Source organism: Thioalkalivibrio sp. ALgr3, assembly GCF_000377325.1.
GTDB lineage: Bacteria > Pseudomonadota > Gammaproteobacteria > Ectothiorhodospirales > Ectothiorhodospiraceae > Thioalkalivibrio.
Window position 1 is genome coordinate 1 of the sequence record NZ_KB897979.1, and the last position, 25,999, is coordinate 25,999.

The window sequence follows — 25,999 nt, forward strand, 5'->3', positions numbered from 1 at the left end:
CCGGCCACTTCGGCGAAACATTGGCGCCTCCGAACAACGACCTGCGGGAGATGGAAACCATGCTGGCCGAACGCGTAAAGGAATGGCAGCGCCGCTACGAGCAGCAGGGGCTGCAGAAAGGACTGCAGAAGGGCCTTGAGCAGGGCCTGGAACAGGGGCTGGAACAGGGGCTGGAACAGGGGCTGGAACAGGGGCTGGAACAGGGGCTGGAACAGGGGCTGGAACAGGGGCTGGAACAGGGGCGACAGCAGGGACTTCAGGAAGGCGTCACGCAGGGTGAAGCCGCGGTCCTCCTGCGCCTGATCGCCCGCAAGTTCGGTGCAGACGCCGCGGAAAAACACCGGGAGCGGATCGAATCCGCCGATGCCGATACCCTGCTGATCTGGTCGGAACGCCTTCTGACCGCCCGCCACATCGACGACGTGTTCAGCGCTTCCTCCTGAGAGCAGCGTCTTGAGGAAAGAACCTCAGGGAAACAGCCGCTGCCACCAGCGGCGGCGGCTGTTCGGCGGGGGCATCGCTGCCTGAAGGTCTTCCGGCGGCACGGTCGAGAGGATCCAGCCCGGCAGTACCCGCAGGCCCGACGATCCGCAGGAGGATCCGAGGTTGTTGGGGTCGAAGATCTTCACGAAGCGAGGATTCTCGCGGTCGTCCACGTAGACGATGCCGCAGTAGCTTTCGTCGTGGTCGGCGCGCAGCAGGGCGTCCACCTCGGTGAGGAAACGATCCAGTTCCTCCGCACGGACCGGCGCCTGCGGCACCGCCTCCCCCACCGCGTAGACGTACCACTCGCCGTCGCGGGCGCCGGCGCGCAATGTGGCCCACAGGGCGTCCAGCTGTTCCCAGTGCAGGATACCCAGCGCCCCGGCCTCGTAGCGCTCCATGAAACCGGCATCGGGGGCCGGACGGTGATCTCGGGCAAAGCTCATTCGGGGCTCGCAACGGTGGTTTCAGCGCAATCGCGCGTCATGTTAGAACGAGCCTTTCGGGCCCACAAGCAGCCCGGAACCGGGCCGTGAACGGGTTGCGGGGAACCCGGAAGCGTTCCGGGGGCTCTTACCATCAGTTCTTCCGCTCCAGCCAGCGAGTCGCGAGCATGCGCCGTATCACGCACGAAACCTCCCTGCAGGCCGAACCCGAGCGGGTCTTTGCCCTGCTCAGCCATGTCCCCAACTTCGTCGACCTGTGCGACCACGTGCGCACCATCGAGCCCCTGGGTGGCGAGCAGTACCGCTGGACCATCGTGGCGGCAGGGATGACCATGGATTTCGATGTCGAGGTCTGCAGCGCCGTGGAGCCGGAGCATTTCGCCTGGCGCTCGATCCGCGGCATCCACAATCGCGGCAGTTACCGCCTGCAGCCGGCCGGCGAAGGGCGGACCCGGGTCGAGTTCGAGCTGGAATACCGTCTCGGTAATCCGCTGGTTGAAGCGGCGGTACGCAGGGCGGCGAGTTCGCTGGTGGAGCGCGTTTCCGGCCAGCTGATGCACCGGGCCCAGCAGCGCCTGGACGCGGAAGCCGGCTCGAACGCCTGACCCCGCCGGCTCTCCGGACTCGCCGCCCGCACCCCGTCGCGCCCCCGAGGATCCCCCCGGAGGACACCGCATCAGGGCCCCGGTGACGGGGACGCGCCCGAGCCGGGACGCCACTCCCCGGCACGCGAACTCGGGCCCGGGCCGGCATCAGCGTCTTCCTGCGCCGGCCTCGCCGGCTGCACGCCCGCCCGCTCCAGCAGATCGCGCATGGTGCGCGCCCCCAGATGATCGCGACGCGCCACGTCCAGCTCTTCCAGCGCCGACTCCACCGCCGCATCGCCGTGCAGGGTCCGCAGCGCCGGATCTTCCTGGTCTTCGCGCAGAGCCTGCAGGACCTCCGCGACCGGCAGATGGCCGAGATCGCGCCCGGGCACCAGACCGAGGTCTTCGGTGCGTCTCAGCAGTCCCGCGGCCTCCAGCGCCCGGGCTGCACCGCCCAGCGCATTGCCGGGCACGTAGAGCTCCGCGGCCACCTGGTCCACCGTCGGCGGCGTGCGCCCTTCCATGAAATGGCGCGCCACCACCTGCATCAGGTTGAGCCCCAGACGCTCGTGCGCCGCCGCCGACAGCCGCGGACGGCGGCCCCGCACGTTCATGTATTCCGGATGCTGCACGTAGAACGCCACGTTGGAGCCGATCAGCAGGATCAGCCAGGCCAGATAGACCCAGATCAGCAGCAGGATCATGATCGCGAAGCCGGAATAGATCGCGTCATAACGGGTGGACTCCGCCACCATGTTGGCGAACACCCAGCCCATGCTCTGCCACAGCACGCCCGCGACCACCGCCCCCGCCAGCGCCGGCCCCAGACGCACTCGCGTATTCGGCACGAACATGTAGATGAAGGCGAACGCCGCGATAATCAGCAGGTAGGGCACCAGGCGCGAGAACTCGGTGATCAGGCGCCCGAACGGCTCGACGCCCGCCACCGTCTGCATCGCCTCGGAGGACATCACGGTGGCGGTGATCCCCAGCGCGGCGAACACCAGCAGCGGCCCGATCATGATCACCGACAGATAGCTGGTGAAGCGCTGGGCCAGGCTGCGCTGGGTCTCCACCCGCCAGATGGTGTTGAACGCGGCCTCGATCTTCTGCACCAGCGCCACTACGGTATACACGAGGAAGATCAGGCCCACCGCTCCCAGCGCACCCACGCGGATGTTGTCCACGAAGGTGACCACGTTGTCGGCGATCTCCTCGCCCTGCGCGCCCAGCGGTTCGAGGAATTCCAGCAGTACCGGCTCCACCGCGTTGTGCGCGCCGAAGCCCTTGAGCACGGAAAACGACAGCGCCAGCAGCGGCACGATCGACAGCAGGGTGGTATACACCAGACTCATCGCGCGCAGGGTCAGCTGGCCCTCGGCCGCCTCGCGAACCAGTCCGTGCAGCCCGCGCAGGACGCCCAGCCCGAGCGCTTTCCAGCGCGGCATGGCGGACAGGTCGCTCTCCAGCACCAGGCGTTCGACCCGGTGCCGTCCGGCCTCCAGGCGCGCGCCCAGACTGGCGTCACTCCCCAAGCCCGACCCTCCGCGTGCGGTCCGGACCGGTCATTTCTGCCGCCACTGACCGTCGGAGCGGTACCAGTACCCCGCCGGCGCCTCGTCCACCCACACCCGGGCGAAGGTCTCGCGGATGCGGTCCTCCCAGTCGGGTCGATCGTTGGCGCGGGCGATCTCGCGATACAGCGAGGCCCGGTCGGCATTCTCCTCGCTGACCAGGCGCTGCACCTCGCTGCGCTCGCGCAGCGGCACCTCGGAGAGATCCCGGATGGCCACGTCGCCATCAGCGCCGAAGCCGATGGCCCCGCTGCGGAAATGCGGCGCCAGCTGCGGCGCGCGGTCACGCATGGACGCGCGGATGCGATTGATCGCCGGCGTCTCGATCTGCAGATCCGGGTTGCTGGCCGCAGCCGGCGCCACCAGCGTTTCCAGCAGGCGCGCGAGCAGCGGGGTCGAGCGCTCGCCGGCCGCATCGCGGGCATCCGGCGAACCGGCATCCGAAGAACCGCCGTCCATTTCCGGCGCGGACTCGGGCTCGCGCAGCTCCTCGATGTCGTGCAGCTGCAGGGCATCGCGCACGATCGCGCGCGCGGCATCCTCCGCCGCGGCCGCGGGGAAGTAGATGTTGATGGTCACGCAGCCCGCGACCAGCGCGGACAGCAGGGCAAGTGCGGGAACCCCGAACCAGGCTTTCATGGGCAGCTCCTTGGCAGGCACGGCTGGACAGTCATCATCCTACATTACATCACCCGGTGGCTGACGAGGACATGAACGCCCCGTGCGCGTGCTCAGCGAACCTCCGGGGACTCCCCGGCGGTCACCCGCGACAGCCCGCGCAGCAGCTCGTCCCAGTCGACCCGACGGTTGTAGCCGATGACATCGATCCGCGGGAGCCCGCCCCCCTGGACCAGGGCGAACCCGCCGTCCGGGCGGTCTCCCACCCCGTCGAGTTCACAGACCCCGCCGCGCAGCTGGCAGCGAAAGCCCAGTCGGCGGTAGGAGAAGTTTTCGAAGAAACGCAGAAACACCGACGAAGCCGCCGCCTGCACCGGCCCGCCCAGCTCGGTGATGTTCTGCACCGCGCGCTGTGAAATGCGCCGCCGCCCCGGATCGTCTTCGGGCGTCTGCAGGGCCAGATCCATGCGCACCGGACGCCAGTCGATCATGTGCAGGTCCTCCAGGTGGCCCGACAGCCGGCCCTCCACCCGGCCCACGTCGAAGGCGCGCGTGGCCAGGGCCAGGTCCAGGCGGTCCATGCGCGCCGACAGGCCCAGCTCCGGGGTTCGCCCGAACAGGTCGCGGATGCGCACGTCGCGCAGCACCACGTCGCCGTCGAACACCTGCACCAGCAGCCGCCCGTCGACCGCCAGATCGCCGCGATCCAGGCGCACCTCCGGGATCATGCCGGCGAGGCGACCGGAGAAGCGTGGCCAGCCGAGGATCTCGGTCAACGGCTCCAGCGAGATCGCCTGCACCCCGCCGGTGAAACGCACATCCGGTCCGTCGGCGGTCAGGCGCAGACCGAAGTCATCCGCACGCAGGGCGCCGTCGAGGATCGGGATGCGGGTCACTTCCAGCAGGTCGATCCCGTCCGGCTGCGCGCGCACGCGCGCGTCGAACTCGCCCAGCGGCAGGCGGAACAGATGCGCCCGCTGCCAGCCCAGCTGCCCCGGGACTCCGGGCGCATCCGCCAGCCAGTTCAGCGTGCCGTCGCTGTCCGTCACGCCGAATCGCCCGCTCCCGTCCTCGGCGCTCAGGGCCTTCCAGCGCAGGGTCGCCGAACGCGGCTCGCCGCGCTCCAGCTCCAGCCGCACCACCACCGAATCCCCGCTGACCGTCAGATCACGCCCCAGGGTCCCGGCCAGCGCGGGATCCAGCAGCACCGCATGCGCCGCACCGGGGTCCCGCGCCTCGAGATGGAAATCCCCCGAAGGAGCGATCGCCTCCGGCGGCCCGCTGCGGATCTCCTGACCGCTGAAGGCCAGTATCTCGCCGAGCGAGCCGGACAGTTCCGCCACCTCCACCCCGGCCGCGAACCCGCCATCCGCCGGACGCAGGCCATCCACGCGCAGGTTCAGGCTCCCGGTCTCGTCCGCGTCCACGAACCATGGATCCACGAACACCGCGCCCTCCTCCAGGGTCGCGTCCAGGGTCCAGTCCCCCGCCACCTCGCGCGCCTCGAGCCGGCCGCCGATGCCCTCGCCCGCGCGCAGTCCCACCGCATCGGAGAAGCCCACGTCCCGCAGCTGCAGATCGACCCGATGCCCGCCTTCCGCCGCCCCCTGCAGCGCCAGGTCCGCACGCCCCGACTGCAGGGTCACCGGCGGATCTTCGGGCAGCCAGGGCGCCAGTCGCGGCGACTCCGCCAGCGCGACCAGATCCACCCCGGACAGGGCCAGTTCGGCCCGCCAGTCATCGGCACCGGCCACCCGCAGCACGAATTCGCCACTCGCCCCGAACCAGCCGGGCCAGTCTCCGGCGACGCGCAGGCGGTTACGGCCGGTGTGCCAGTCCAGGCGCAGCGGGTGTTCCTGCAGGGCCAGGTCCCCGCCATCGGCGGACAGCCGCGCCTCACGGCAGCGCCAGCCGACGGTGGTCGGCACCAGGGAGGGGCAATCCAGGCGTACTCCGGCGAGCGTGCCCACCGGCTCGGGCAGATGCAGGCGTTCGGCCCCGACGGTCATCGCCAGCCGCCCCTCGCGCAGGCGTGCGCGCGCCGACAGGCCTTCGGCGTCCAGCGCCGCGTGCAGCGCCCGTTCGATCCGCAGGTCGACCGCCAGCCCCCCGGCATCCTCCGGGTCGGCACCGGCCGCCGCCGGTATCACCAGCACGAGCGCCACCACCGCGCGCGCCATCCAGGCAGTCACCGCCCGGATGGCGCCCATCATGCCCCGGGCCGGTCGCCCGGCAGACGATCCCGCAACGGCCGCGCCGCCCGTGCCAGCCACTCGCGCAGCGCAAACCGCGAGGTCTCCAGCGCATCCACCGTGGGCACGAAGTCGCGCAGGCGCCATTCGCCGTCAGGGCCTCGAAAGCCGGTGGGTGCCGGGTCCGCCGCCAGCCCGGCCGCCTCGAAGCGCTCGAGGGCCCGCGGCATGTGCATCGCATGAGTGACCACCAGCACCCGCTCCACCCCGCTGCCCTGCAGATGCTGCGCGGTGAAGAAGGCGTTTTCGTGGGTATTGCGGCTGGCACCTTCCAGCCAGCGCGGATCCACGCGGAACTCGCGGCGCAGCGCATCCGCCATCAGTTCCGCCTCGGCCGGCCGACCCTCGGCGCCGGGACTGCCGCCGGACAGCAGCAACGGGAGACCGGTCCGGCGGTGCAGATGGGCGGCGAAACGCAGGCGTTCGAAGGTCAGCGCCGAGACATCGTCACCGCCGGTGACGTGGTGACGGCCGCTGGCCCGGCCGCCCCCCAGCACCACGATCGCGTCCGCCCGACCGGTGGCCAGTGGCCGTTCGCGCAGATCCCGCTCCAGGGTCTGCGCCAGCGGGGCGGCGACGACGTTCAGCGCGGGCAGGATCAGTGCGGCCAGCCCGAGGGTCACCAGCCAGCCACCCCCGCGGCGCTGCCCCCGTAACAGCAGCAGCCCCGGCACCAGCAGCAGCACCGCCAGACCCGGCGGCAGCAGCAGGTGCTCGGCCACGGTGGCGAGACCGGCGGCCATCGGCGACCGCGCCGCCGGTTATTTCTTGCCCGGGGCGTAGAGGTAGCGGGCGTAGGTCGCCACGTCCTCCGACACCCGGCGGATGAGGTGATCGAGACTGATGATGGCGAACTCCAGTACGTTCACCGCGATGTACGGGTGTTCCACCCGCAGGCGGTCGTACTTCGAGCGCGTCAGGCGCAGCAGGCGGGTGTTGTCGGTCAGCGCGCGCATGCGCACCCCGCGCGGCACGCGGTCGAAGAACGACATCTCGCCGGCCAGTTCCCCGGTCTCCATGCGCCCGACCTCGATCTCCTGGCTGCCGTCGTCGTCGTACAGCGCGGCGGTGCCGCTGACCACGAAGAACAGCGCCTCGCCCACCTCGCCGATGTCGGCGATGATCTCCTTGTGATGGGTCTCGACAACCTCCAGATACTGCATCAGGGTGTCGACCTCCGCGGGAGTCAGGGAGGCGGACATCGGATGCTTGGACAGAAACTCGGTCAGCAGATCCCGGGTCATGGCACGGCTTCCTTTACGGCTTTCTCTGGGTTGAATACATAGAGTATAACGAACGTCCCTTCTGCGAGACCCCGCATGATCGACATCGACACCCTGCGCCGCCAGCTGCCCGAGCGGCTGCGCCGCGAAAGCCCGCTGATCCTGACCCTCGACCCGGATGCCGTCCCCGAGACGGAGGGGGAACGGCGCGTGACCACCCCGCAGGCCCTGCTGGCCGACCCGCCGGCCGGGCGCGAATCACTGGTGCTGGTGCTGGACGTGCTCGCGGAGATGGAGCTTGCGGCAGGACAGCAGCTGCTGGGCGGGCTGCGCGACCGCTGGGCGGAGGAGACCCTGATCCTGCACCGGCATCGCGACGACCGCTGGGGCCTGAACGCCTTCCTCGCCCTGGGTTTCCGCCGCGAGCCGGCGGCGGAGGCCGCCACACCGGAACATGCGCTCTACCGCACCAGCCTGTACGACTACAAGCTCACGCCCGACTGGCTGAACGCCCGCTTCTGGGCCAACCCGGAGATGTGGGACCGCGCGCGCTGGTGACGCGGGTCAGGGCTCGTCGTGGACGTAGTCCACCACCTCGAGGCCGAAGCCGCCCAGCCCATGGAAGCGCTTGGGCGCCGACATCAGGCGCATCCGTCCCACGCCACAGTCGGCCAGGATCTGTGCGCCGATGCCGTACATGCGCCACTCGGCGGAGTTTTCGCGACCGCCGCCGCGCTCCTCGGGCGCCGGCTGACCCAGCAGCTCCAGCCGCTGGGTCAGCGCCTCGGGGCCCTCGTGCTTGCGCAGGATCACCACCACGCCCTCGCCCGCCTCGTCGATGCGCCGCAGCGCGTCGTCCAGCGGCCAGCCGCGATCCGGGCCGGCGTAACCGAGGGTGTCGTGCAGGGTGTTTTCCAGATGCACGCGCACCAGGGTGTCACGGTCCGGCCGCGGTTCGCCGCGCACCAGCGCGAAGTGCATCTCGTGATCCACCTCGTCCTGAAACGCCAGCAGGCGGAACGTCCCGTGCTCGGTGGGGAACTCGCGCTCGGAGACCCGGCGCACGGTCTTCTCGTTCTCGATGCGGTAGCGGATCAGGTCCTCGATGGTGCCCATCTTCAGACCGTGCTCGGCGCAGAAGCGCTCGAGGTCCGGCCGCCGCGCCATGGTCCCGTCCTCGTTGAGGATCTCCACGATCACCGCGGCCGGCTCCGCCCCGGCCAGACGCGCCAGATCGCAGCCCGCCTCGGTGTGGCCCGCGCGCACCACCACCCCGCCCGGCTGCGACATCAGCGGGAACACGTGCCCCGGCTGGACGATGTCTTCCGGCTGGGCGTTGGGCGCCACCGCGGTACGGATGGTATGCGCCCGGTCATACGCCGAGATCCCGGTGGTCACGCCCTCGGCGGCCTCGATCGACAGCGTGAAGTTGGTGCCGTGCACGTCGTTGGTGTCGGTCACCATCAGCGGCAGGGCCAGCTGCCGGCAGCGCTCGCGGGTGAGCGTCAGGCAGATCAGCCCGCGGCCGTACTTGGCCATGAAGTTGATGTCCTCGGGGCGCACGTGCGAGGCGAGCATCAGGATGTCGCCCTCGTTCTCGCGGTCCTCGTCGTCGACGATGACCACCATGCGCCCGGCCTCGAGTTCCGCGAGGATGGTTTCGGTATCGGAAAATTCCATGAACACCTGCCGTCGGGGCCCGCGCTCAGTCGCGCGGGCCGGAATGATTGGGAAAGCCCTGCTCGGCCAGCCAGTCCTCGGACAGCGTGCCGCCGCCGTCCCCGGCTCCGGCTCCGGCGCCCGGATCCGCGGCGCGATCGCCCAGCATCAGGCGCTCCAGATAGCGGGCGATCAGGTCGACCTCCAGGTTCACGCGCGTCCCCGGGGCGTAGACCGAGAAGCGCGTCAGGTCCCGGGTATGCGGGATGATGTTGACCTCGAACTCGGCCCCCTCGACGCGGTTCACCGTAAGGCTGGTTCCGTCGATGGTGATCGACCCCTTGGCCGCGATGTAGCGTGCCAGCGCCGCCGGGGCACGGAACCGCACCCGGGTCGAACGGGCGTCGGGCTCCATCGAGACCAGCTCGCCCACGCCGTCCACGTGGCCGGAGACCAGATGGCCGCCGAGCCGGTCGCCCAGTGCCAGCGCGCGCTCCAGATTGACCCGGTCGCCGCGGCCGAGATCGCCCAGCGTGGTCACCTCCAGGGTCTCGCGACTGACATCGGCGGTGAAGCCGTCCACGGAGAGGTCGGTCACCGTCAGGCAGACGCCGTTGACCGCGATCGAGTCCCCGAGGTGGGTGCCGGAGAAGTCCAGCCCCGGTGCACTGACATGCAGCCGGCGATCGCCGCCGCTGGGCGTCAGGGTGTCGAGGGTGCCGAGGCTTTCGATGATGCCGGTGAACATGGCGCAGCCTGTCCTTGCGGTGACAATGCGGGGATCATAGCGAATTCGGGGCCCCTCGGGGGAATGCCCGCAGCCGCAGGGTCTCGCCCAGCCAGCGGGACTCGACGACCTCCAGCTCCGCGCGCTCGGCCATGCGTCCGATGTCCCAGTCCACCATCGGCCGGCCGCCGGAACCCAGCAGCAGCGGCGCCTGGTACACCAGCCACTCGTCCACCAGACCCGCACGGGCCAGCGCACCGGCCAGCCCCGGGCCGGCCTCCACGTGCAGTTCGTTGATCTCGCGGGCATGCAGCTCCGCCAGCAGGGCATGCAGATCGAGGTGCCCGGCGGCATCCTCCGCGGCCCCCGGCAGGGCGATCAGGTCGGCGCCGCGCCCGCGCAGGGCATCCGCCGCCGGACCGGCCGCCGCCGACTCGGTGGTGAGGACCCAGGTGGGCGACCCCTCGAGGATGCGTGCGGTCGGTGGCGTCCGCAGACCGGAATCCACGATCAGCCGCAATGGCTGACGCACCGGCAGGTCGGCCACACGGCCCGACGCCGGGAGGCCGGCTGCCGCGGCCAGCTCCGCCGGGCTGCGGCGCACGTTGAGCTGCGGGTCATCGGCCAGCACGGTGCCGCTGCCGGTGAGGATGGCCCCGGCCCGCGCACGCCACAGCTGCACGTCGTTGCGCGCGGCCTCGCCGGTGATCCACTGCGACTCGCCCGAGGCCATCGCCGTGCGCCCGTCGAGCGAGATCGCGGACTTGATGCGCACCCACGGGCGCCCGCGTTCCATGCGCTGCACGAATCCGGGATTGAGCGCCCGCGCCTCGGCCTCCAGCAGCCCGGTCTCCACCGCGATGCCGGCGGCGCGCAGGCGCTGCGCCCCGCCCCCGCAGACGCGCGGATCGGGATCCTCCATGGCGATCACCACGCGCCCCACCCCGGCGGCGATCAGCGCCTCGGTGCAGGGCGGCGTGCGCCCGTGATGGTTGCACGGCTCCAGGCTCACGTACGCAGTGGCACCGCGCGCAGCGTCCCCGGCCGCCTGCAGGGCGTTGACCTCGGCATGCGCCTCGCCGGCCCGCCAGTGCACGCCGGCGCCCACTTCGCGGCCGTCGCGCACGACCACGCAACCCACGCGCGGGTTGGGATCGGCGGTGAAACGGCCGCAGTCCGCCAGCATCAGCGCACGGTGCATCCATTCACGGTCGGCTGCGTTCATCGGGATTCGCCGGCGGGGTCGGGGTCGTCAGGCGGGGATTCTTCCGGGATCTCGTCAGCCGCGGCGCGCGCGGCCTCCTCGTCGATCAGGCGCAGCTGGTGGCGCCGCATCTCGGGGCTCAGGTCGTCCTCCAGACGCTCGATGGCCTCGCGGAAGGACTGCACGCTGGCAAAGCTGAGATAGATGGAGGCAAATCGGATATAGGCGACATGGTCCAGCCCGTGCAGGGCCTCCAGGACCATCTCGCCTATACGGTCGGACTTGATTTCGGGGGCACTGGTCCCGGCCAGACGGCGCTTGATGTCGTCGATGACGTTCTCCACGTCCTCGGTGCGCACCGGGCGCTTGTGCAGCGCCCGGCGCAGACCGCTGCGCAGCTTCTCGTCATCGAAGGCCACCCGCTCGCCGCTGCGCTTGACCACCCGCGGCAGGCTGAACTCCGCCCGCTCGAAGGTGGTGAAACGCTCGTGACACACGCGGCACTCCCGCCGTCGCCGGATCTGTTCCTGCTCGGGTCCGGCGACCCGGGAGTCGACCACGCGGGTGTCACTGGCACCGCAGGCCGGACAGCGCATCGCCCCGGTTTATTCGCCGGCGCCGTAAACCGGGAACCGGCGGCAGATGTCCAGCACCTTGCCGCGGACGTCGTCGATCACCTGCTCGTTGTCCATGTTCTCCAGCACGTCGGCGATCCAGCCGGCCAGCTCGCGGGATTCGGACTCGGTGAAGCCGCGGGTGGTCAGGGCGGCGGTGCCGATGCGGATGCCGGAAGTCACGAACGGCGACTGCGGGTCGTTCGGCACCGCGTTCTTGTTGACCGTGATGTTGGCGCGGCCCAGGGCGGCGTCCGCATCCTTGCCGGTCATGCCCCTGGACACCAGGCTCAGCAGGAACAGGTGGTTGTCCGTGCCGCCGGAGACGATGTCGAAACCGCGCTCGACCAGGACCTCGGCCATCGCACGGGCGTTGGCGATCACCTGCTTCTGGTAGGTCTTGAAGTCCGGCTCCAGGGCCTCCTTGAACGCCACCGCCTTGCCGGCGATCACGTGCATCAGCGGGCCGCCCTGGGTGCCGGGGAAGATCAGCGACTGGAACTTCTTGTTCAGTTCCGGCTGCCCCTTGGAGATGATGAAGCCGCCACGCGGCCCGCGCAGGGACTTGTGCGTGGTGGAGGTGACCACGTGGGCGTGGTCGATCGGGTTCGGGTATTCGCCGGCGGCGATCAGGCCGGAGACGTGGGCCATGTCCACCATCAGGTACGCACCCACGGAATCGGCGATCTCGCGGAAGCGCTTCCAGTCGACCACACGCGAGTAGGCGGAGAAGCCGGCGACGATCATCTTCGGCTGGTGCTCGGTAGCCAGACGCTGGACCTCGTCGTAGTCGATCAGGCCCTCGTCGGTGATGCCGTACTGCACCGCGTTGTAGATCTTGCCGGAGAAGTTCGGCTTGGCGCCGTGGGTCAGGTGGCCGCCGGCGTCCAGGCTCATGCCAAGCACGGTGTCATGCGGCTGCAGCAGGGCCATGTACACCGCCGCGTTGGCCTGCGAGCCGGAATGCGGCTGCACGTTGGCGTAATCGGCGCCGTAGAGCTCCTTGAGGCGGTCGATGGCCAGCTGCTCGACCACATCGACGTGCTCGCAGCCGCCATAGTAGCGCTTGCCCGGATAGCCCTCGGCGTACTTGTTGGTCAGCACCGAGCCCTGCGCTTCCATCACGCGCGGGCTGGTGTAGTTCTCCGAGGCGATCAGCTCGATGTGCTCTTCCTGGCGCTGCGCCTCCTTGCGGATCGCGCTCCAGAGTTCGTCATCGTAGCCGTTGATGCTCATGTCGATCGAAAACATTCGGTGACTCCCGTTGGGTTCTAGGCAATTCGGGCGCGCAGCGGCCCGCCAGAGGCACTCGACCGGCCGCGGACGGCGGCCGGAAGGTCGGGACCGGGCGGGGTACGGCGCCGGAAAGGTCCAATACCATACTGGATTCGGCCGGGATTTTCAGGGCCGCCCGCCGAACGCCCGGCCGAACGGGCTATTCATCCAGCCACTCGCGACGCACCACCCAGGTCTCGGCGATGAAGTCGTGCAGGGCGCGGCGCTGCCGGGTAAAGGCCACCATCAGGTAGCCGATCATGAACAGCAGACCGGACAGGAATTCGGCGAAATGGCGCCCGGTCGCGCGGGCGAAGCTGATGCGCTCGCCATGCCAGTCGACCACCCGCAGGCCTACCGCCATCTTCCCGATGGTCGCGCGGTACTGCGAGCTGTGCATGCCGGCGAAATAGAACCAGCCGACCAGGATGTTCACGAAGGTCCAGGCGGTGTCCGCGTCGGTCCATTCCTCGGTGTGCATGGTTTCCGGGCTGACCATCGCCTGCACCACGGTCAGCGGGATGCCCAGGATCACCCCGTCGATCAGCACCGCCAGCACGCGCCGCCAGAAGCCGCCGAAGGCTGCGCGGTCCTGCGGCGGCCCCTCGGCATGGGCATGGACAGGATCCGCACCCCCGCTGCTCATCCCCGGCGGAGCGGCATCGTCCGGGGCATCCTGACGGGACCCGGGCGGATCCCCGTCTCGCCCGGAGTCCGGCCCGGGGCCGGGTTGCGCGGCGGGGCCGCCGGCGCCGGGCCCCGCGCCCTCCGAGGGGCCTTCCGAGGGGCGGGCGCCGAAGTCCAGCGAACGGCCACAGGCCTTGCAGAAGGCCGCGTCGTCGGGGTTCTCGGTTGCGCAGTGCGGACAGATCCGGGTCATGCATCGCTCCTTCGATGTCAGGTCAGAATGCCGCTGTCGGCCAGTCCGTCAAAGATGAACTGGACCGCCAGCGCGGACAACAGCACCCCCATGATGCGCGTGAGCACGTGCGCACCGGTGACGCCCAGCCAGTGCTGGATACGCACCGCGATCAGCAGGCAGACCAGCGCGAGGACCATGATCGCGATCAGCGCGGCGATCACCACCGCCTGCGCGGCCAGATCGCCGCTGGCCCGGCTCATCATCAGGATGGCCGCGCCCATCGCCCCGGGCCCGGCCAGCAACGGCGTGGCCAGCGGGAACACCGAGAGATCGGTGCGCGAGCGGGCCTCGCGGGTCTCGTCCGGGGTGGCCGAGACCCCGCCGGAGCTGCGCGCGAACACCATGTCGATGCCGATCAGCAGCAGGAGGATACCACCGGCGGTGTACAGCGCCGGCAGCGAGATCCCCAGCACCCCCAGCGCGGCCTCGCCGAACAGCGCGAACGGCAGCAGGATGGTGGTCGCCAGCAACGCGCCGCGCCACGCCATCGCGCGGCGCTGGGCCGGGTCCATGCCACGGGTCAGCACCGCGAACACCACCGCCACGTCCACCGGGCCGACGGTCACGAAGAAGGTGGTCAGGGCAACAATGCCCAGTTCCAGCATGCGGCGTTCTCCCGGTCGCGGGGGTGGTGGACGTCAGCGCGCGCGCTCCACATCGCGCGCACAGGCAAAGGGCGGCACCTCATCCAGGCGCGCCGCCAGCGCATAAGCCACCGAAGGTGCCATGTTCGCGACCACCATCTCCACCCCGATGACCCGACAAAGCCCGTGCACCGCCTTCAGCCAGTCGTAGTAGAGGGCATCGACCACCGGCACGCTGTCGAGGTCGTAGATCAGCCTCCGCGCCCGGGCCGTCTGCAGGTACTCGCCCAGCGCGACCAGATAACGGTCCGGCTCGCCGGGATCCAGGCCCTCACCCGGCTCCAGCAGCACCGCGTCCGCACCGATCCGGGTGAGATGCATGCCCTGGACCATCGGCGCGCCCGTCAGGCCGGGGTCCGGGCGTCGGCCATCCGCACGCCCAGCCAGTGGAAGGCCTCCTTCAGGCCTTCGGCCAGGGTCGCGCGGGTCGTCACGTCGCCCAGATCGATGTTGAGGCTGGTGAGCGCCCGGGCAATCTCCGGCCGGATCCCGGTCAGCACCGGACGCGCACCCATCAGGCCGATCGCACGGATCATCTGCACCAGGTGGTGCGATACCTGGGAATCGATCGCCATGACCCCGGTGACGTCCATCAACACCACGCGGGCCCGATCCTGCTCGATGCGCCCGAGCAGCTTTTCCATCACCACCATGGTGCGCGAGGAATCCAGGGTCCCGATGATCGGCAGCGTCAGGACGCCGTCCCAGATCTCGGTGATGGGCGTGGAGATCTCGCGCAGTTCGGCCTGCTGCGCCTCGATGGTGCTTTCCTTCTGCTCCAGATACACCCGATAGACGTCCAGGATGATGTCGTTGAACACCCCGGCCAGCAGGAGCAGGGTCTCGCGGGTCTGTTCGGGCGTGATCTCCGCGTCGCGCCCCAGGTCCTCGATCATCACGTTCTGCATGAACTGCAGATAACGCACGAACTCCTCCATGTCGCCGCCCCGCATCAGGATCTGCTGCGACATGGTGGTGAAGAACTGCTGCAGGGCACGGAACTCTTCGCTGGAGCGATCCGGCCGTCCCTCGTGCTGCAGCAGCATCACGAACAGCTCCATGAACTCCACCGAGTAGTCGCTGATCTCCTCGCGCGACAGGATGTTCCCCTGCACGAAGATGTTGTGCCCGCGCTCCTCGATCACCCCGGAAATCCGGCCGACGTTGACCATCAGCTGCTCGACCAGGATCTCGTTGGCACTGCGGGTCTCGCCGTCCTCCCGATTCATGTTGTCCCCCGTCATGACTCCTCCTCTTTTTTTGTGTTTCCCCGGCCTGCCGTCAAAGGCGGATGACCAGCAGCGACTTGTCATCATTGCTGCGCCCCAGCACCTGGCCCAGCACCAGCGCCAGCAGCTGCGGGTGCCGGCGCCACAGGCCGGGAAAGCTGGCCAGGCTCCAGTTGCGCCGGATACCGTCCGAGGCCGTGATCACCAGCGCATGCGGGGGGAGGTCCAGCCGGAGCTCCTCGCAGCTGCGATGATCATGGCCGAGAATGCCCGGCGCCATCTCCAGGCCGCGCCGCTCGCCTTCGCTCACGACCCACGCGTTCATGTCGCCCACGCCGCACACCCGAACGCTGCGCTGTGCGGCCGCGACCTCGCCGACAACCCCCACCGCCCCGCGCGAGCCGCGCAGGTTGCGGCTCAGCTCGCGCAGCACGTCGGCGGGCGATTCCCCCGCGGCGCCGGGCCGGCAACGTCCGGCCACCGCGGTTTCGGCCTCGATCCCGTGCCCCAGGCCGTCCATGTGGACCCAGCGCAGCCCGCTCCGATCGACATCCAGACCGGCACAATCCCCGTTGTGCGGGGCATCGTGCAACGCGCGCAGATAGCGCCCGAAACTCGGGCCGGCCTCGTGTTCGCCGGTTTCTCCGGGACGGAAACGCGCCCATGCGGCGGCCCCCTGCCACGGAGTGCCGGCGGCCTGCGCGGCAGGGATGCTGTAGAAATCGGACGCGTCGGCCAGACGCCGCACGGTGCCCAGGCCCTTGCCCAGGGTCCCCGAGGTGGTGTGGCCGTCGGCGAGGGCCTGGTTCAGGTCCGCGATCCCCGGACCGAAATCCATCGCGAACAGGTCGAGCGCGGGTTCCGGCGAGCGCTGCTCCCAGATCTGCACCAGTCCGGTCCCGCGCGCGTATTTCACCTGGTTGGTCACGAGCTCCTGGCAGACCAGCAGCATGCGCTCGCGCTTGATCTCGCCGAAGCCCAGGCGCCGCGCCACGGTCTTCAGCCGCGACTGCAGCAGGACCTGCCCGCCGGCGCGCGCCGCCGCCTGCTCGCTGAGCAGGGCATACGGCTGACGCGCGGGCGGTGCGGCGCTCACGCGCGGGCTCCGAGGCCCGCGGCCGCCGGTGCGTCGGGGGCCTCGAGCTCGAGTTCGGTCGCGACCTGCCCGCGCCCCCGATGCTTGGCCAGATACAGTGCCGCATCGGTGCGCGCCACCAGATCCTCCGGCGCGTCACCGTCCGCCCGCTGCCCCACGCCGATGCTGACCCGGCCCTCCATCGCCGCGAGCACGCGCTGCGCCACGCCGGCTGCCGCGTCGCGGTCACCGAATACGATAATGGCGAACTCGTCGCCCCCGGTGCGGCAGGGGAGGTCCACGTGTTCGCGAATGGCCGCACGCATGGCATCGGCCATGCCACGCAGGTAATCATCCCCGAACTGATGGCCGTGGGTATCGTTCATCTGCTTGAAGAAGTCGAGATCAAGCAGCACCAGGCTCAGCGGTTCATCCTGGCGGGCGCAGTGCAGCAGGGACTCTTCCAGACGGGCATCGAAGGCGCCACGGTTGAACAGCCCGGTCAGGCTGTCCGTCTCGGCTTCGCGGATCGAGCGCTGGAGCTCGGCCTTCTTGCGTTCCAGATCGGCCTCGAGTTCGGCCATCTCGGCCGCCGCCCGCTCGCGGGCGCGTTCCAGTTCGGCGGCGAAGCGGGCATTGCGTCGGCGCAGGAGCTCGGGATCGGTGGATTCGGAACCCCGGCGCAGGCGCTGTGACAGGGCCTCGAGCGAGGCTTCGGAGGGTTCTTCAGGGACAAGATCGAGGCGTTCGCGGCACGCATGCCCCCCAGCCTCTTCCCAATACAGGGCGAGTTCGCGTCCGTGGGCCACCAGCGCCACCTGCAGCCCGCCCTCCACATTGGCGGCAGCCTCGCGCAGCGCGTGCAGAAGGACATCGAGACGGGCGGTGGCGCGGAACGGGCTGCCGCCCAGGGCCACCACGGCGTCCAGGGCGAAACGCGCAAGCCGGCGCCGATCGGGCTCCACACAAACCGACAGTTCCAGCAGACGCTTCTCCATGCCGCCCCACTCCCTGTTCCGTGCCCGGATTGTGCCCCAGTCCGGGCGTCACGTCATGCACCGACGGCCGGGCCCGGCCGGGACCCGCCGCACATTCAGTACAAGCGGCGGTTGGCGTGGCGTTCCCAGTAGTCGAAGACCGCCCGCCCCTCCTCGGCCAGGGTTCGGATCAGCGGCAGACGGCGCGCCTCGGGGGGCGCCACCAGTTCGTCGCGGATCCGCTCGTCGTCAAACCCGGCCGCGGCCGCATCCGCGGCCGAGGCGGCATGCACCACCCGGTCCAGCCGGGCCCAGCAGGCCGCCGCACGACACATCGGACAGGGTTCACAGGACACGTACAGGGTCGCCCCGTAGAGACGATGATCCCCGAGATGACGGCAGGCATCACGGATCGCCGCCACCTCGGCATGCGCGGTGGGATCCTGCCACGGGATCACGCGGTTCGCCCCGCGGCCGACGATCTCGCCGTCGCGCACCACGAGGGCGCCGAACGGACCGCCGCCGACATCCACGGACTCCCGCGCCAGACGGATGGCCTCGCGCAGAAAGAAGGCGTCGTCGGCGGCCACGCTCATGGGGTCAGTCGCCCAGCACCCGGGACAGCACCTCTTCCGGCTCGACGTAGCCGGCGAGCATCTCGCCGTTTTCGGTGAACAGGGCCGGGGTGCCGCGCACGCCCAGGCTCTGCCCCAGCTGCATGTGCTCGTCCTGCGGGGTGGCGCAGCCGCCGTCCAGGTCCCTCAGCTTGTCCCCCTCCTTGGAACGGTCCATGGCCGCCTGGCGGTCATCGGCGCACCAGGTGCGGTTCATGATCTCCGGCGAGTCCTGCCCCAGCACCGGGAACATCAGGTAGCGCACCTTGACGCCGGCTTCCAGGTATTCCGGCAGATCCGCGTGAATGTCGCGGCAGTACGGGCAGTTGGGATCGGTGAAGATGTTCAGCACCGCGCGGGTCTCACCGTTCGGTTCGTAGACCACCAGTTCGCTGTCGTCGATGGCTGCGAACAGCTCGGCGCGCGCACCGCCCTTCGCCTGCTCCGTGAGGTTCTCGCGGGTCTGCAGGTCGATCAGGCTGCCCTGCATCACGTAACGGCCGTCCTCGCTGACGTAGAAGATCTCGGTGCCGTAGCGGACCTCCTTGATCCCGTCGAGCGGGGTGGAATGAATGGAGTCGATCTCGGCATCGGGGATGGCCTGCGACATGGCCTGCTCGATCGCCTCGCTGGCCTGGGCCGTGGTGCCGACGGCCGCCAGGACGACCGCGAAAGGAAGAACGCGCTTGAGGAACATGGGTGTCTCGCTGATGAATCAAAACGTGGATTGTAGGCCGGTTGCCTTCCGGGGGACAGACGGCTAACCCCGGGGGTGGTGTTCCGCATGCAGCGCCTGCAGCCGCGCCCTCGCCACATGGGTATAGATCTGGGTCGTGGACAGGCTGCTGTGGCCCAGCAGCATCTGCACCACCCGCAGGTCGGCCCCGTGGTCCAGCAGGTGGGTGGCGAACGCATGCCGCAGGGTGTGCGGCGACAGCGCCGTGTCGATACCGGCCTGCGCCGCATGCGCCTTGATGCGGTACCAGAAGGCCTGGCGCGTGAGCCCGCGGCCGCGCCGGGTCACGAACAGCGCCTCCACCGGCGGGTGCCCCGCCATCAGCTCGGGACGCGCGCGGTCGAGATACGCCGCCAGCCAGTCGGTCGCCACCTCGCCCAGCGGCACCAGGCGCTCGCGTCCGCCCTTGCCGGTGATGCGCACCACGCCCTGCCGGGTATTCACCGCCGTGCCTTCCAGCCCGACGAGTTCGGAGACCCGCAAACCGGCCGCGTACATCATCTCCAGCATCGCCCGGTCACGCAGTCCCACGGCCGTGGCGGTGTCCGGCGCCGCCAGCAGCGCCTCCACCTGCGCCTCCGACAGCCCGGCCGGCAGGGGCCGTCCGGGCCGCGGTGGATCGATGCCGGCCGAGGGGTCGTCCTCGCGCTCGCCCGCCTGTACCAGAAAACGATAGAAGCGGCGGATCGAGGACAGCGCCCGGGCCACCGAGCGCGGCCGCGCCCCGCCCTGCATGCGGGCGGCGACAAAGGCCAGCAGGTCGGCATGGGTCGCGGCCTCCAGTGCCCCGTCCCGCGCCGCCAGGAAACCCGCCAGCGCGCTCAGATCGCGCCGGTAGGCCGCCAGGGTGCGGTCGGCCAGGCCTTCCACCGCCCACAGCTCGTCCAGGAACCGGTCGAGGACCGCGGGGAGCTCCGCGGCCGTCTCCGGCGTCTCCGTCGCCATGCCGGACGAACGCCCGCGGACCGATCAGGAGCTGGCCGGGCCCCCGGACGTCGGACCGCGGCCGGTATCGGATGCCCCGCCCGCATCCTCCTCCGCGCCGGAGGTGTCGCCGGTCACGCCGGAACCGGAGGAGGAATCCTTCGTCCCCATCCCCGCTGCAGCCGCGGCGGCGCTCAGCGGGTTCTCGGGATTCTCCGCGCGGAACTTGCCCGCCAGGTTCTCGAACACCTTGGTCAGCTCCAGCGGCAGCGGGAAGAAGATGGTGTTCGCATGCCCGTTGGTGGACATGTCCGACATGGTCTGCATGTAGCGCAGCTGCAGCGCAGCCGGGCTGGCCTCCATGATCTGCGAGGCCTGCACCAGCTTCTCGGCCGCCTGCAGCTCGCCCTCGGCGTGGATCACCTTGGCGCGGCGTTCGCGCTCGGCCTCGGCCTGGCGGGCGATCGCGCGGATCATCGAGTCATCCAGATCCACATGCTTGATCTCGACGTTGGTGACCTTGATGCCCCAGGCGTCGGTCTGCGCGTCGAGGATCGACTGGATATCGGAATTCAGCTTGTCGCGCTCGGACAGCATCTCGTCCAGCTCGTGCTTGCCGAGCACCGAACGCAGAGTGGTCTGGGCCAGCTGGCTGGTGGCGGCGTAGTAATCCTCGACCTGGATCACCGACTTGGCCGAGTCCACCACGCGGAAATACAGCACCGCATTGACCCGCACGGTCACGTTGTCCTGCGAGATCACGTCCTGGCTCGGCACGTCCAGCGTGATCACGCGCAAGTCGATGCGCACCATCTGCTGAATCCCGGGGATCACGATGATCAGGCCGGGCCCCTTGACCGACTGGAAGCGGCCGAGAAAGAACACGACGCCACGTTCGTACTCCCGCAGGACCCGGATCGACATCGCGATCAGGGCGATGATGATCACCAGCGGTACGACGATAAAACCGAAATCATTCAACATGTTGTGCTCCTTCCCGCCGAATCGGCGGCTTGCTGCATGTGCCGGCCGCGCGGAGGCGGCCCGCGCTAAGCCGGACCGCTGCCCTCGGCCCGCTCGTCCTGTTCCATCGGCTCCACGGTCAGGCGCAGGCCGTCGATCGCGGTCACCCGCACGGCCTGCCCCTCGCGCACCGGCGCGGTGGTTTCGGCGGTCCACAGCTCGCTGTGCACCCACACCGGACCGCGCCGCTCGAAATCTTCCCGCGCATGGCCGATCATGCCGATCATTTCTTCATGGCCGGTGGCCGGTTTCTTGCCGCGCAGCTTGAACAGCCGCCCCAGCACCCAGACCGACACCAGCCCGATGGCAATGGCCGTGCCGACCACCAGCGGCAGGGCCACGTTCAGATTGGGGTCATCCCACAGGATCACGGAACCGGTTATGAATGCCACGAGCCCTCCTATGCCCAGCGCGCCGAAGCTGGGCACGAAGGCCTCGGCGATCATGAAGATCATCCCCAGCAGCATCAGCGCCAGTCCGGCGTAGTTGATCGGCATCACCTGCAGGGCGAAGAACGCCAGGATCAGCGCGATGGAGCCGATCACACCGGGGTAGACCGCGCCCGGATTCGCCAGTTCGAAGATGATGCCGTAGATCCCGATCAGCATCAGGATGTAGGCGATGTTGGGATTGGTGATCAGCGACAGGAGTTCGGTGCGCCAGTCGGGATCCATGCGCACGATCTCGATGCCCTCGGTCACCAGTTCGCGTTCGCCCGACATCAGCTTCACGGTATGCCCGTCGAGCTGCGCCAGCAGGTCATCGAGGTTGTCGGCGACGAAATCGATGACGTTCTTTTCCAGCGCATCGGTGGCGGTCAGGTTGGAGCCCTCGCGTACCGTCTCCTCGGCCCAGTCGGCATTGCGATCGTAGCGCTCGGCCAGGCCACGGATGTAGGACACCGCGTCCTCCAGCACCTTGCGCTCCATCGCATCGTCCCCGCGGCGGGGCTCGGGGTCGTCGTCCAGCAGCTCTTCCTCGGTGGCCGGCTCGACGGCGTCCTCGCCGTTGTCCCGCTGCTCGCCGCCGTTCCCGTTCCCGTTCCCGCTCCCGTTCTCGGCTTCGGCCTCGTCTTCCGCTTCCTCGCGCAGCTCGTCCAGGTCTTCCTCGTCCATGCCGGGCAGGCCGCCCCCGCCCATCTGCACGGGGGTTGCCGAGCCCAGATTGGTCGCCGGCGTCATCGCCGCGACATGCGAGCCGTAGAGCATGTAGGTTCCGGCACTGGCGGCCCGCGCGCCGGCGGGGTGCACATAGGTCACCACCGGCACTTCGGACTGCAGCATGTGCTTGATGATGCTGCGCATGCTGGAGTCGAGGCCACCGGGCGTGTCCAGCTGCAGCACGACCATCTCGGCACCGCGCTCCTCGGCGGCATCGATCCCGCGCGTGATGTAATCTACGGTCGCCGGACCGATGGCCCCGTCCACGGTCAGGAGCACGGCTTCGCGGTCGCCACCGTTATCGGCGCTGGCCAGCAGCGCGCCGGCCGTGCCGACCACCAGCAGCGCCAGCCACAGGAGCCAGCGGGCCGCGGCACCGCGTTGGTTACGGAATCGGATCATGGATCGCTGTCGTCCTCGTATCGTGTCGGCCACGCATCCTGCACCCTACAACATAGGCCATTGCGCAAACGAACGCCCATGCCGCAGGACTCCCGCCAGACTCCACCCGCCGCCCCGGAGCGCCCGCCGCTGGGGGTCATCCTCGCCGGCGGTCAGGGCCGGCGCATGGGCGGCTGCAACAAGGCGTGGCTCGAATACCGGGGCCGGCCGCTGATCGAACATGCCGTCGAGCGTCTGCAGGGACAGGTCGATGGCATCGTCGTCAGCACTAATACCGAAATGGACCGTTGCGCGCGGCTGGGGTTTCCCTGTGTCGCCGACGAACATCCCGATTACCGCGGCCCGCTGGCCGGCATTGCCGCGGCCGGTGCCGCCCGACCCGGCCGCGACCTGCTGTGCGTCCCCGTGGATGCCCCGAGCGCCCCGCACGACCTCGGCCCCCGCCTGCAGGCGGCGCGGGCCGAACACGCCGCCCCCGCGGCGATGGCCCACGACGGCCGGCGCCTGCAGCCGCTGTTCCTGCTGCTGGGTGCCGGACTGGTGCCCGCCCTGCGCGCCGCGATCGCGGCGGGCCCCCTGCCCGCCGGCGCCTGGCTGCGCGAACACGGCGCCGTGACCGCCGACTTCTCCGATTGCCCCGAGGCCTTCGCCAACCTCAACACCCCCGAAGATCTCGCCCCGCGGTGACCCCGGGAACTTACTGCGCCCCGCAACCGGCGTGTAGATTGGCGGCCGATTCCTTACACTCCCCGACGACCGGTACCGCACCGGGCCGTCGCCACCAGGGAGAGGAACCGTCATGAGCCACCCGGACAACACGCTGCCGCGCATCGGCTTTGCCGCCTGGAGCGGCTCGGGCAAGACCACACTGCTGAAGCAGCTGATTCCGGAGCTGCGCAATCGCGGCCTGCGCCCCGCCGTGATCAAGCATGCCCACCACGAGTTCGACGTGGACAAGCCGGGCAAGGACAGCTACGAGCTGCGTCACTCGGGGGCCGACCAGACCCTGGTGGCCTCGTCCCGGCGCTTCGCCCTGATGGTGGAGACGCCCGAGATCGAGGAAGGGGCGACCCCCGACCTCGACGCCCTGTGCGCGAAACTGGATCCGGCGCGCTCGGACCTGATCCTGGTGGAGGGCTTCAAGAACGCCGACCTGCCGCGCATCGAGGTCTACCGCAAGGCCAACGACAAGCCACCGCTGTACCCCGACACACCGGGGGTGGTCGCAGTGGCCACCGACGCCGGCGGGCTGCCCTTCCATGGCCCGGTGCTGCCGCTGGACGACCCCTCGCCGGTGGCGGACTTCATCATCGAACACCTTTCCCTTTACCCGTTATTGAACGGCTGACAGATGACAACGGAGGAACCGGATGAACGCGGCCGCCTGTGACGAATTCGACCCCACCGCCCTCACCGTGGAACAGGCGCGCGCCGCCGTGCTGGAGGCCTGCCGGGCGGTTGCCGAGACGCGCACGCGCAGTCTGGAGACGGCCACCGGACGGGTTCTCGCCGCGGACGTGCATGCCCGGCTGGACGTCCCTCCGGCCCGGGTCTCGGCGATGGACGGCTACGCCCTGCGCGCCGCCGATGCCCGCGAAGCCGGCGCCCGGCTGCATCTGGCCGGCCATTCGGCCGCCGGGCACCCGTGGGACGGCGCGCTGCCGCCGGGCTCCTGCGTGCGGATCCTCACCGGCGCGGTGGTCCCGGACGACGCGGATACCGTGGTCATGCAGGAGCACGTGACGGTGGAAGGTGACCACATACGCTGCGACCGCCCGGCCGCGGACAACGCGAACATCCGCGGCCCCGGCGAGGATACCCGCAGCGGCGAACGGCTTTATGGCGCCGGGCAGGTGCTCGGTCCGGCCGAGATCGGGGTGCTCGCCAGCCAGGGCATCAGTGAGGTCGAGGTCCTGCGCAAGCCGCGCGTGGTGTTCTTCTCCACGGGCGACGAGCTGGTGCCGGTGGACGAACCGCTGGAACCCGGGCAGATCCACGACAGCAACCGGCACATGATGCGTTCCCTGCTGTCGCGCTACGCGGTCAAGGCCCGCGACTACGGCATCATTCCCGACGACGAGGACGCCGTGCGCGAGGCCCTGGAGTCCGCGGGCCGCGAGGCCGACCTGATCCTGACCACGGGCGGGGTCTCGGTGGGTGATGCCGACTACATCACCCGCATCCTGCAGGAGCGCGGCGAAGTCGGCTTCTGGAAGATCGCGATGAAGCCCGGGCGTCCGCTGGCCTTCGGCCGCTTCGGCCAGGCGCGGTTCATCGGGCTGCCGGGCAATCCGGTCTCGGCGATGGCCACCTTCGGCCTGTTCGTCGGCCCGGCGCTGCGCAGTCTGGCCGGCCTGCCGGTGGCCGAACCGCGCACCCTGCGCGCACGGCTGTGCGAGGATCTGCGCAAGCGGCCGGGGCGCACGGATTATCAGCGGGCGATCGTGGAGACCGAGGACGGCGTGGACGTGGTGCGCAGCGCCGGGGGACAGGGATCGCATCAGCTGAGCGCGATGAGCCGGGCGAATGCCTTCGTGGTACTGCCGCGGGAGGCGGACGGCGCACGCGCCGGGGAGTGGGTGGAGGTACTGCCGTTCAGCGAGCTCTACTGAGCCCCCCGGGTTCAGGGCCCGGGATCAGGGCCCGGGATCAACTGCCCGGGTCATCCTCGCCCGGCGGCTCGGCGACCATGGCGGCGAACTCACGCTCCAGCAGTGCCTCGTCGCCCAGGTTCAGCTCCACCAGGCGCCGCAGGTGCCCGGCGGATTCCAGCGGCATGGCGGCGATCTCCAGCCCCAGCCGCTCGCCCTGCTGCCAGCGCACCTTGCCCTCGAACGCGATGCGGGCCTCGTCACTGAGCGGGATGTCCACCTGACCGGGCGTGCCCGGGGCGAGCGGTTCGAGCCCCTCGCATTCCACCAGCACTCCACGCAGCGAGATGTCGAGCACGCGCACCGGGCATGTCCGGCCATCCAGCTCGAGCCGGGCCGGAAATTCGAGCGGGATACGTTGAAACCGTCGCGACATACCGCAAGACTACGCAATCTTCCGCGCAGTGACCAGCGAGACCCCATGAACGACATCCCCGCTCCCGAACGCGACTCCCGCCCCGTCGGCCTGCTGCTGCGCTTCGGCGCACTGCTCTACGACAGCCTGCTGGTGCTGGCCATCTGGCTGGTGCTGGGGCTGGTGACCCTGCCGTTGTGGAACCTGCTGGACGTGTTCTTCTGGCAGGTCCAGCTCACCCTCAACATCTTCGCCGCCTGGGCCTTTTTCTACGGCTTCTGGCGCCGGACCGGACAGACCCTCGGGATGCAGACCTGGAACCTGGTGGTGCGCAGCGAGGATGGCAGCCGGATCACCTCCTGGCAGGCCACGCTGCGTTTTATGGTGGGGATCTCGCAGTGGATGATCATCCTGATGGCGATCCATCTGGCGCGCGAGCACGGCGACTGGATGACCGCGCTGATGACCGCCCTGGGCGTTCTCGCCCTGGGCGCCAGCGCCCTGCACCCGCAGCGCTGGATGCTGCACGACTGGCTGTCCTCCACCGTGCTGATGCGCACGCGGCCGCTCAAGCGTCCGCGCTGGAAGGAAAACCAGGAAGAACAGGACTCCGGGGGCGGCTGAT

29 protein-coding genes and 2 pseudogenes are annotated in these 25,999 nt (G+C 69.7%); 7 read left to right on the forward strand and 24 right to left on the reverse strand.

The annotated features are described in order from the left end of the window. A pseudogene (locus C998_RS0105675) lies at positions 1-443 on the forward strand (transposase); the annotation flags it as partial. Positions 444-467: 24 nt separating this feature from the next. Here the strand turns inward: C998_RS0105675 and C998_RS0105680 are convergent. Next, positions 468-929, reverse strand: coding sequence for a hypothetical protein (locus tag C998_RS0105680; protein ID WP_018869894.1), 462 nt, complete (start codon positions 927-929; stop codon positions 468-470). Between the two features lie 167 nt (positions 930-1,096). On the opposite strand from C998_RS0105680, the gene C998_RS0105685 reads away from it, so the two are divergent. After that, complete coding sequence (locus C998_RS0105685) at positions 1,097-1,534, forward strand: SRPBCC family protein (protein ID WP_018869895.1); 438 nt, start codon at positions 1,097-1,099, stop codon at positions 1,532-1,534. 71 nt (positions 1,535-1,605) lie between these two features. Here the strand turns inward: C998_RS0105685 and C998_RS0105690 are convergent, their stop codons facing one another. The 5 genes from C998_RS0105690 to C998_RS0105710 all read right to left on the reverse strand — a co-directional run bounded on the left by C998_RS0105690 (position 1,606) and on the right by C998_RS0105710 (position 7,204). After that, positions 1,606-3,051: a YihY/virulence factor BrkB family protein gene (locus C998_RS0105690; RefSeq protein ID WP_018869896.1), complete on the reverse strand. Its 1,446-nt coding sequence runs from the start codon at positions 3,049-3,051 to the stop codon at positions 1,606-1,608. Between the two features lie 30 nt (positions 3,052-3,081). Then, positions 3,082-3,729 carry a YdbL family protein gene (locus C998_RS0105695; RefSeq protein ID WP_018869897.1) on the reverse strand — a complete coding sequence of 216 codons (648 nt, stop codon included), beginning with the start codon at positions 3,727-3,729 and terminating at the stop codon, positions 3,082-3,084. A 92-nt stretch (positions 3,730-3,821) separates the two neighbouring features. After that, a complete protein-coding gene (locus C998_RS0105700) occupies positions 3,822-5,918 on the reverse strand; it encodes a hypothetical protein (protein WP_018869898.1) in 2,097 nt (698 codons plus the stop codon). Next, positions 5,918-6,703 (reverse strand): YdcF family protein, encoded by a 786-nt coding sequence (locus C998_RS0105705; protein ID WP_018869899.1) that lies wholly within the window; start codon positions 6,701-6,703, stop codon positions 5,918-5,920. The genes C998_RS0105700 and C998_RS0105705 overlap by 1 nt, the downstream gene beginning before the upstream one ends. Before the next feature lie 18 nt (positions 6,704-6,721). Further along, the gene (locus C998_RS0105710; protein ID WP_018869900.1) at positions 6,722-7,204 is read right to left on the reverse strand and encodes a Crp/Fnr family transcriptional regulator; all 483 of its coding nucleotides are present in this window, start codon (positions 7,202-7,204) and stop codon (positions 6,722-6,724) included. 75 nt (positions 7,205-7,279) lie between these two features. Between C998_RS0105710 and C998_RS0105715 the strand changes: the two genes are divergently transcribed. Then, on the forward strand, positions 7,280-7,741 hold the full coding sequence (locus C998_RS0105715) for a DUF6231 family protein (RefSeq protein ID WP_018869901.1): 462 nt from the start codon (positions 7,280-7,282) through the stop codon (positions 7,739-7,741). Positions 7,742-7,747: 6 nt separating this feature from the next. Here the strand turns inward: C998_RS0105715 and ribBA are convergent, their stop codons facing one another. The 17 genes and pseudogenes from ribBA to C998_RS0105795 all read right to left on the reverse strand — a co-directional run bounded on the left by ribBA (position 7,748) and on the right by C998_RS0105795 (position 22,368). Beyond that, positions 7,748-8,863, reverse strand: a complete 1,116-nt coding sequence (gene ribBA, locus C998_RS0105720) for a bifunctional 3,4-dihydroxy-2-butanone-4-phosphate synthase/GTP cyclohydrolase II (RefSeq protein ID WP_018869902.1) — start codon at positions 8,861-8,863, stop codon at positions 7,748-7,750. 25 nt (positions 8,864-8,888) lie between these two features. Continuing rightward, positions 8,889-9,590 (reverse strand): riboflavin synthase, encoded by a 702-nt coding sequence (locus tag C998_RS0105725; protein ID WP_018869903.1) that lies wholly within the window; start codon positions 9,588-9,590, stop codon positions 8,889-8,891. A gap of 34 nt (positions 9,591-9,624) precedes the next feature. Further along, positions 9,625-10,794, reverse strand: a complete 1,170-nt coding sequence (ribD, locus tag C998_RS0105730; protein ID WP_018869904.1) for a bifunctional diaminohydroxyphosphoribosylaminopyrimidine deaminase/5-amino-6-(5-phosphoribosylamino)uracil reductase RibD — start codon at positions 10,792-10,794, stop codon at positions 9,625-9,627. After that, positions 10,791-11,369 (reverse strand): transcriptional regulator NrdR, encoded by a 579-nt coding sequence (gene nrdR, locus C998_RS0105735; RefSeq protein ID WP_018869905.1) that lies wholly within the window; start codon positions 11,367-11,369, stop codon positions 10,791-10,793. The genes ribD and nrdR overlap by 4 nt, the downstream gene beginning before the upstream one ends. A gap of 9 nt (positions 11,370-11,378) precedes the next feature. Further along, positions 11,379-12,638 (reverse strand): serine hydroxymethyltransferase, encoded by a 1,260-nt coding sequence (gene glyA, locus C998_RS0105740; RefSeq protein WP_018869906.1) that lies wholly within the window; start codon positions 12,636-12,638, stop codon positions 11,379-11,381. Positions 12,639-12,822: 184 nt separating this feature from the next. Beyond that, entirely contained in the window at positions 12,823-13,308 is a 486-nt protein-coding gene (locus tag C998_RS0105745) for an RDD family protein (protein ID WP_231364965.1), read from the reverse strand. 159 nt (positions 13,309-13,467) lie between these two features. Continuing rightward, positions 13,468-13,542, reverse strand: a pseudogene (locus C998_RS15155) (zinc-ribbon domain-containing protein); the annotation flags it as partial. A 17-nt stretch (positions 13,543-13,559) separates the two neighbouring features. Further along, the gene (locus C998_RS0105750; RefSeq protein ID WP_018869908.1) at positions 13,560-14,189 is read right to left on the reverse strand and encodes a MarC family protein; all 630 of its coding nucleotides are present in this window, start codon (positions 14,187-14,189) and stop codon (positions 13,560-13,562) included. A gap of 33 nt (positions 14,190-14,222) precedes the next feature. Then, positions 14,223-14,561 (reverse strand): hypothetical protein, encoded by a 339-nt coding sequence (locus C998_RS0105755; protein WP_018869909.1) that lies wholly within the window; start codon positions 14,559-14,561, stop codon positions 14,223-14,225. An 11-nt stretch (positions 14,562-14,572) separates the two neighbouring features. Continuing rightward, positions 14,573-15,472: an STAS domain-containing protein gene (locus tag C998_RS0105760; protein ID WP_018869910.1), complete on the reverse strand. Its 900-nt coding sequence runs from the start codon at positions 15,470-15,472 to the stop codon at positions 14,573-14,575. A gap of 37 nt (positions 15,473-15,509) precedes the next feature. Beyond that, on the reverse strand, positions 15,510-16,553 hold the full coding sequence (locus C998_RS0105765; RefSeq protein WP_018869911.1) for a SpoIIE family protein phosphatase: 1,044 nt from the start codon (positions 16,551-16,553) through the stop codon (positions 15,510-15,512). Then, complete coding sequence (locus C998_RS0105770; RefSeq protein WP_018869912.1) at positions 16,550-17,530, reverse strand: diguanylate cyclase; 981 nt, start codon at positions 17,528-17,530, stop codon at positions 16,550-16,552. The genes C998_RS0105765 and C998_RS0105770 overlap by 4 nt, the downstream gene beginning before the upstream one ends. A gap of 95 nt (positions 17,531-17,625) precedes the next feature. After that, entirely contained in the window at positions 17,626-18,105 is a 480-nt protein-coding gene (locus C998_RS0105775; protein ID WP_018869913.1) for a nucleoside deaminase, read from the reverse strand. A 4-nt stretch (positions 18,106-18,109) separates the two neighbouring features. Then, positions 18,110-18,820, reverse strand: coding sequence for a DsbC family protein (locus tag C998_RS0105780; protein WP_018869914.1), 711 nt, complete (start codon positions 18,818-18,820; stop codon positions 18,110-18,112). Between the two features lie 63 nt (positions 18,821-18,883). Continuing rightward, positions 18,884-19,804, reverse strand: a complete 921-nt coding sequence (xerD, locus tag C998_RS0105785; RefSeq protein ID WP_018869915.1) for a site-specific tyrosine recombinase XerD — start codon at positions 19,802-19,804, stop codon at positions 18,884-18,886. 24 nt (positions 19,805-19,828) lie between these two features. Then, entirely contained in the window at positions 19,829-20,764 is a 936-nt protein-coding gene (locus C998_RS0105790) for a slipin family protein (protein ID WP_231364966.1), read from the reverse strand. A gap of 68 nt (positions 20,765-20,832) precedes the next feature. Continuing rightward, a complete protein-coding gene (locus tag C998_RS0105795; protein ID WP_018869917.1) occupies positions 20,833-22,368 on the reverse strand; it encodes a nodulation protein NfeD in 1,536 nt (511 codons plus the stop codon). A 78-nt stretch (positions 22,369-22,446) separates the two neighbouring features. On the opposite strand from C998_RS0105795, the gene mobA reads away from it, so the two are divergent. From mobA to glp, 3 genes are all read left to right on the forward strand, one after another. Continuing rightward, the gene (gene mobA, locus C998_RS0105800; protein ID WP_018869918.1) at positions 22,447-23,055 is read left to right on the forward strand and encodes a molybdenum cofactor guanylyltransferase MobA; all 609 of its coding nucleotides are present in this window, start codon (positions 22,447-22,449) and stop codon (positions 23,053-23,055) included. A 112-nt stretch (positions 23,056-23,167) separates the two neighbouring features. Continuing rightward, entirely contained in the window at positions 23,168-23,716 is a 549-nt protein-coding gene (gene mobB / locus C998_RS0105805) for a molybdopterin-guanine dinucleotide biosynthesis protein B (protein WP_018869919.1), read from the forward strand. Positions 23,717-23,738: 22 nt separating this feature from the next. Beyond that, the gene (gene glp, locus C998_RS0105810; protein ID WP_018869920.1) at positions 23,739-24,980 is read left to right on the forward strand and encodes a gephyrin-like molybdotransferase Glp; all 1,242 of its coding nucleotides are present in this window, start codon (positions 23,739-23,741) and stop codon (positions 24,978-24,980) included. Positions 24,981-25,017: 37 nt separating this feature from the next. Here the strand turns inward: glp and C998_RS0105815 are convergent, their stop codons facing one another. Further along, positions 25,018-25,395 (reverse strand): PilZ domain-containing protein, encoded by a 378-nt coding sequence (locus C998_RS0105815; RefSeq protein WP_018869921.1) that lies wholly within the window; start codon positions 25,393-25,395, stop codon positions 25,018-25,020. A 45-nt stretch (positions 25,396-25,440) separates the two neighbouring features. Here C998_RS0105815 and C998_RS0105820 point away from each other — a divergent pair, with 45 nt between their 5' ends. Then, the gene (locus tag C998_RS0105820) at positions 25,441-25,998 is read left to right on the forward strand and encodes an RDD family protein (RefSeq protein ID WP_018869922.1); all 558 of its coding nucleotides are present in this window, start codon (positions 25,441-25,443) and stop codon (positions 25,996-25,998) included. Position 25,999: the final 1 nt, after the last annotated feature.

Bases quoted from the DNA above. Each gene is read 5' to 3' on its own strand.
- C998_RS0105815 (WP_018869921.1), bottom strand. From the start codon at position 25,395: ATGTCGCGACGGTTTCAACGTATCCCGCTCGAATTTCCGGCCCGGCTC.
- C998_RS0105700 (WP_018869898.1), bottom strand. From the start codon at position 5,918: ATGGGCGCCATCCGGGCGGTGACTGCCTGGATGGCGCGCGCGGTGGTG.
- C998_RS0105715 (WP_018869901.1), top strand. From the start codon at position 7,280: ATGATCGACATCGACACCCTGCGCCGCCAGCTGCCCGAGCGGCTGCGC.
- C998_RS0105770 (WP_018869912.1), bottom strand. From the start codon at position 17,530: ATGGAGAAGCGTCTGCTGGAACTGTCGGTTTGTGTGGAGCCCGATCGG.
- C998_RS0105725 (WP_018869903.1), bottom strand. From the start codon at position 9,590: ATGTTCACCGGCATCATCGAAAGCCTCGGCACCCTCGACACCCTGACG.
- C998_RS0105820 (WP_018869922.1), top strand. From the start codon at position 25,441: ATGAACGACATCCCCGCTCCCGAACGCGACTCCCGCCCCGTCGGCCTG.
- C998_RS0105710 (WP_018869900.1), bottom strand. From the start codon at position 7,204: ATGACCCGGGATCTGCTGACCGAGTTTCTGTCCAAGCATCCGATGTCC.
- C998_RS0105775 (WP_018869913.1), bottom strand. From the start codon at position 18,105: ATGAGCGTGGCCGCCGACGACGCCTTCTTTCTGCGCGAGGCCATCCGT.
- ribBA (WP_018869902.1), bottom strand. From the start codon at position 8,863: ATGGAATTTTCCGATACCGAAACCATCCTCGCGGAACTCGAGGCCGGG.
- C998_RS0105695 (WP_018869897.1), bottom strand. From the start codon at position 3,729: ATGAAAGCCTGGTTCGGGGTTCCCGCACTTGCCCTGCTGTCCGCGCTG.
- C998_RS0105780 (WP_018869914.1), bottom strand. From the start codon at position 18,820: ATGTTCCTCAAGCGCGTTCTTCCTTTCGCGGTCGTCCTGGCGGCCGTC.
- C998_RS0105755 (WP_018869909.1), bottom strand. From the start codon at position 14,561: ATGGTCCAGGGCATGCATCTCACCCGGATCGGTGCGGACGCGGTGCTG.
- xerD (WP_018869915.1), bottom strand. From the start codon at position 19,804: ATGGCGACGGAGACGCCGGAGACGGCCGCGGAGCTCCCCGCGGTCCTC.
- C998_RS0105795 (WP_018869917.1), bottom strand. From the start codon at position 22,368: ATGATCCGATTCCGTAACCAACGCGGTGCCGCGGCCCGCTGGCTCCTG.
- C998_RS0105750 (WP_018869908.1), bottom strand. From the start codon at position 14,189: ATGCTGGAACTGGGCATTGTTGCCCTGACCACCTTCTTCGTGACCGTC.
- mobA (WP_018869918.1), top strand. From the start codon at position 22,447: ATGCCGCAGGACTCCCGCCAGACTCCACCCGCCGCCCCGGAGCGCCCG.
- C998_RS0105760 (WP_018869910.1), bottom strand. From the start codon at position 15,472: ATGACGGGGGACAACATGAATCGGGAGGACGGCGAGACCCGCAGTGCC.
- C998_RS0105680 (WP_018869894.1), bottom strand. From the start codon at position 929: ATGAGCTTTGCCCGAGATCACCGTCCGGCCCCCGATGCCGGTTTCATG.
- C998_RS0105685 (WP_018869895.1), top strand. From the start codon at position 1,097: ATGCGCCGTATCACGCACGAAACCTCCCTGCAGGCCGAACCCGAGCGG.
- ribD (WP_018869904.1), bottom strand. From the start codon at position 10,794: ATGAACGCAGCCGACCGTGAATGGATGCACCGTGCGCTGATGCTGGCG.
- glp (WP_018869920.1), top strand. From the start codon at position 23,739: ATGAACGCGGCCGCCTGTGACGAATTCGACCCCACCGCCCTCACCGTG.
- glyA (WP_018869906.1), bottom strand. From the start codon at position 12,638: ATGTTTTCGATCGACATGAGCATCAACGGCTACGATGACGAACTCTGG.
- mobB (WP_018869919.1), top strand. From the start codon at position 23,168: ATGAGCCACCCGGACAACACGCTGCCGCGCATCGGCTTTGCCGCCTGG.
- C998_RS0105745 (WP_231364965.1), bottom strand. From the start codon at position 13,308: ATGAGCAGCGGGGGTGCGGATCCTGTCCATGCCCATGCCGAGGGGCCG.
- nrdR (WP_018869905.1), bottom strand. From the start codon at position 11,369: ATGCGCTGTCCGGCCTGCGGTGCCAGTGACACCCGCGTGGTCGACTCC.
- C998_RS0105705 (WP_018869899.1), bottom strand. From the start codon at position 6,703: ATGGCCGCCGGTCTCGCCACCGTGGCCGAGCACCTGCTGCTGCCGCCG.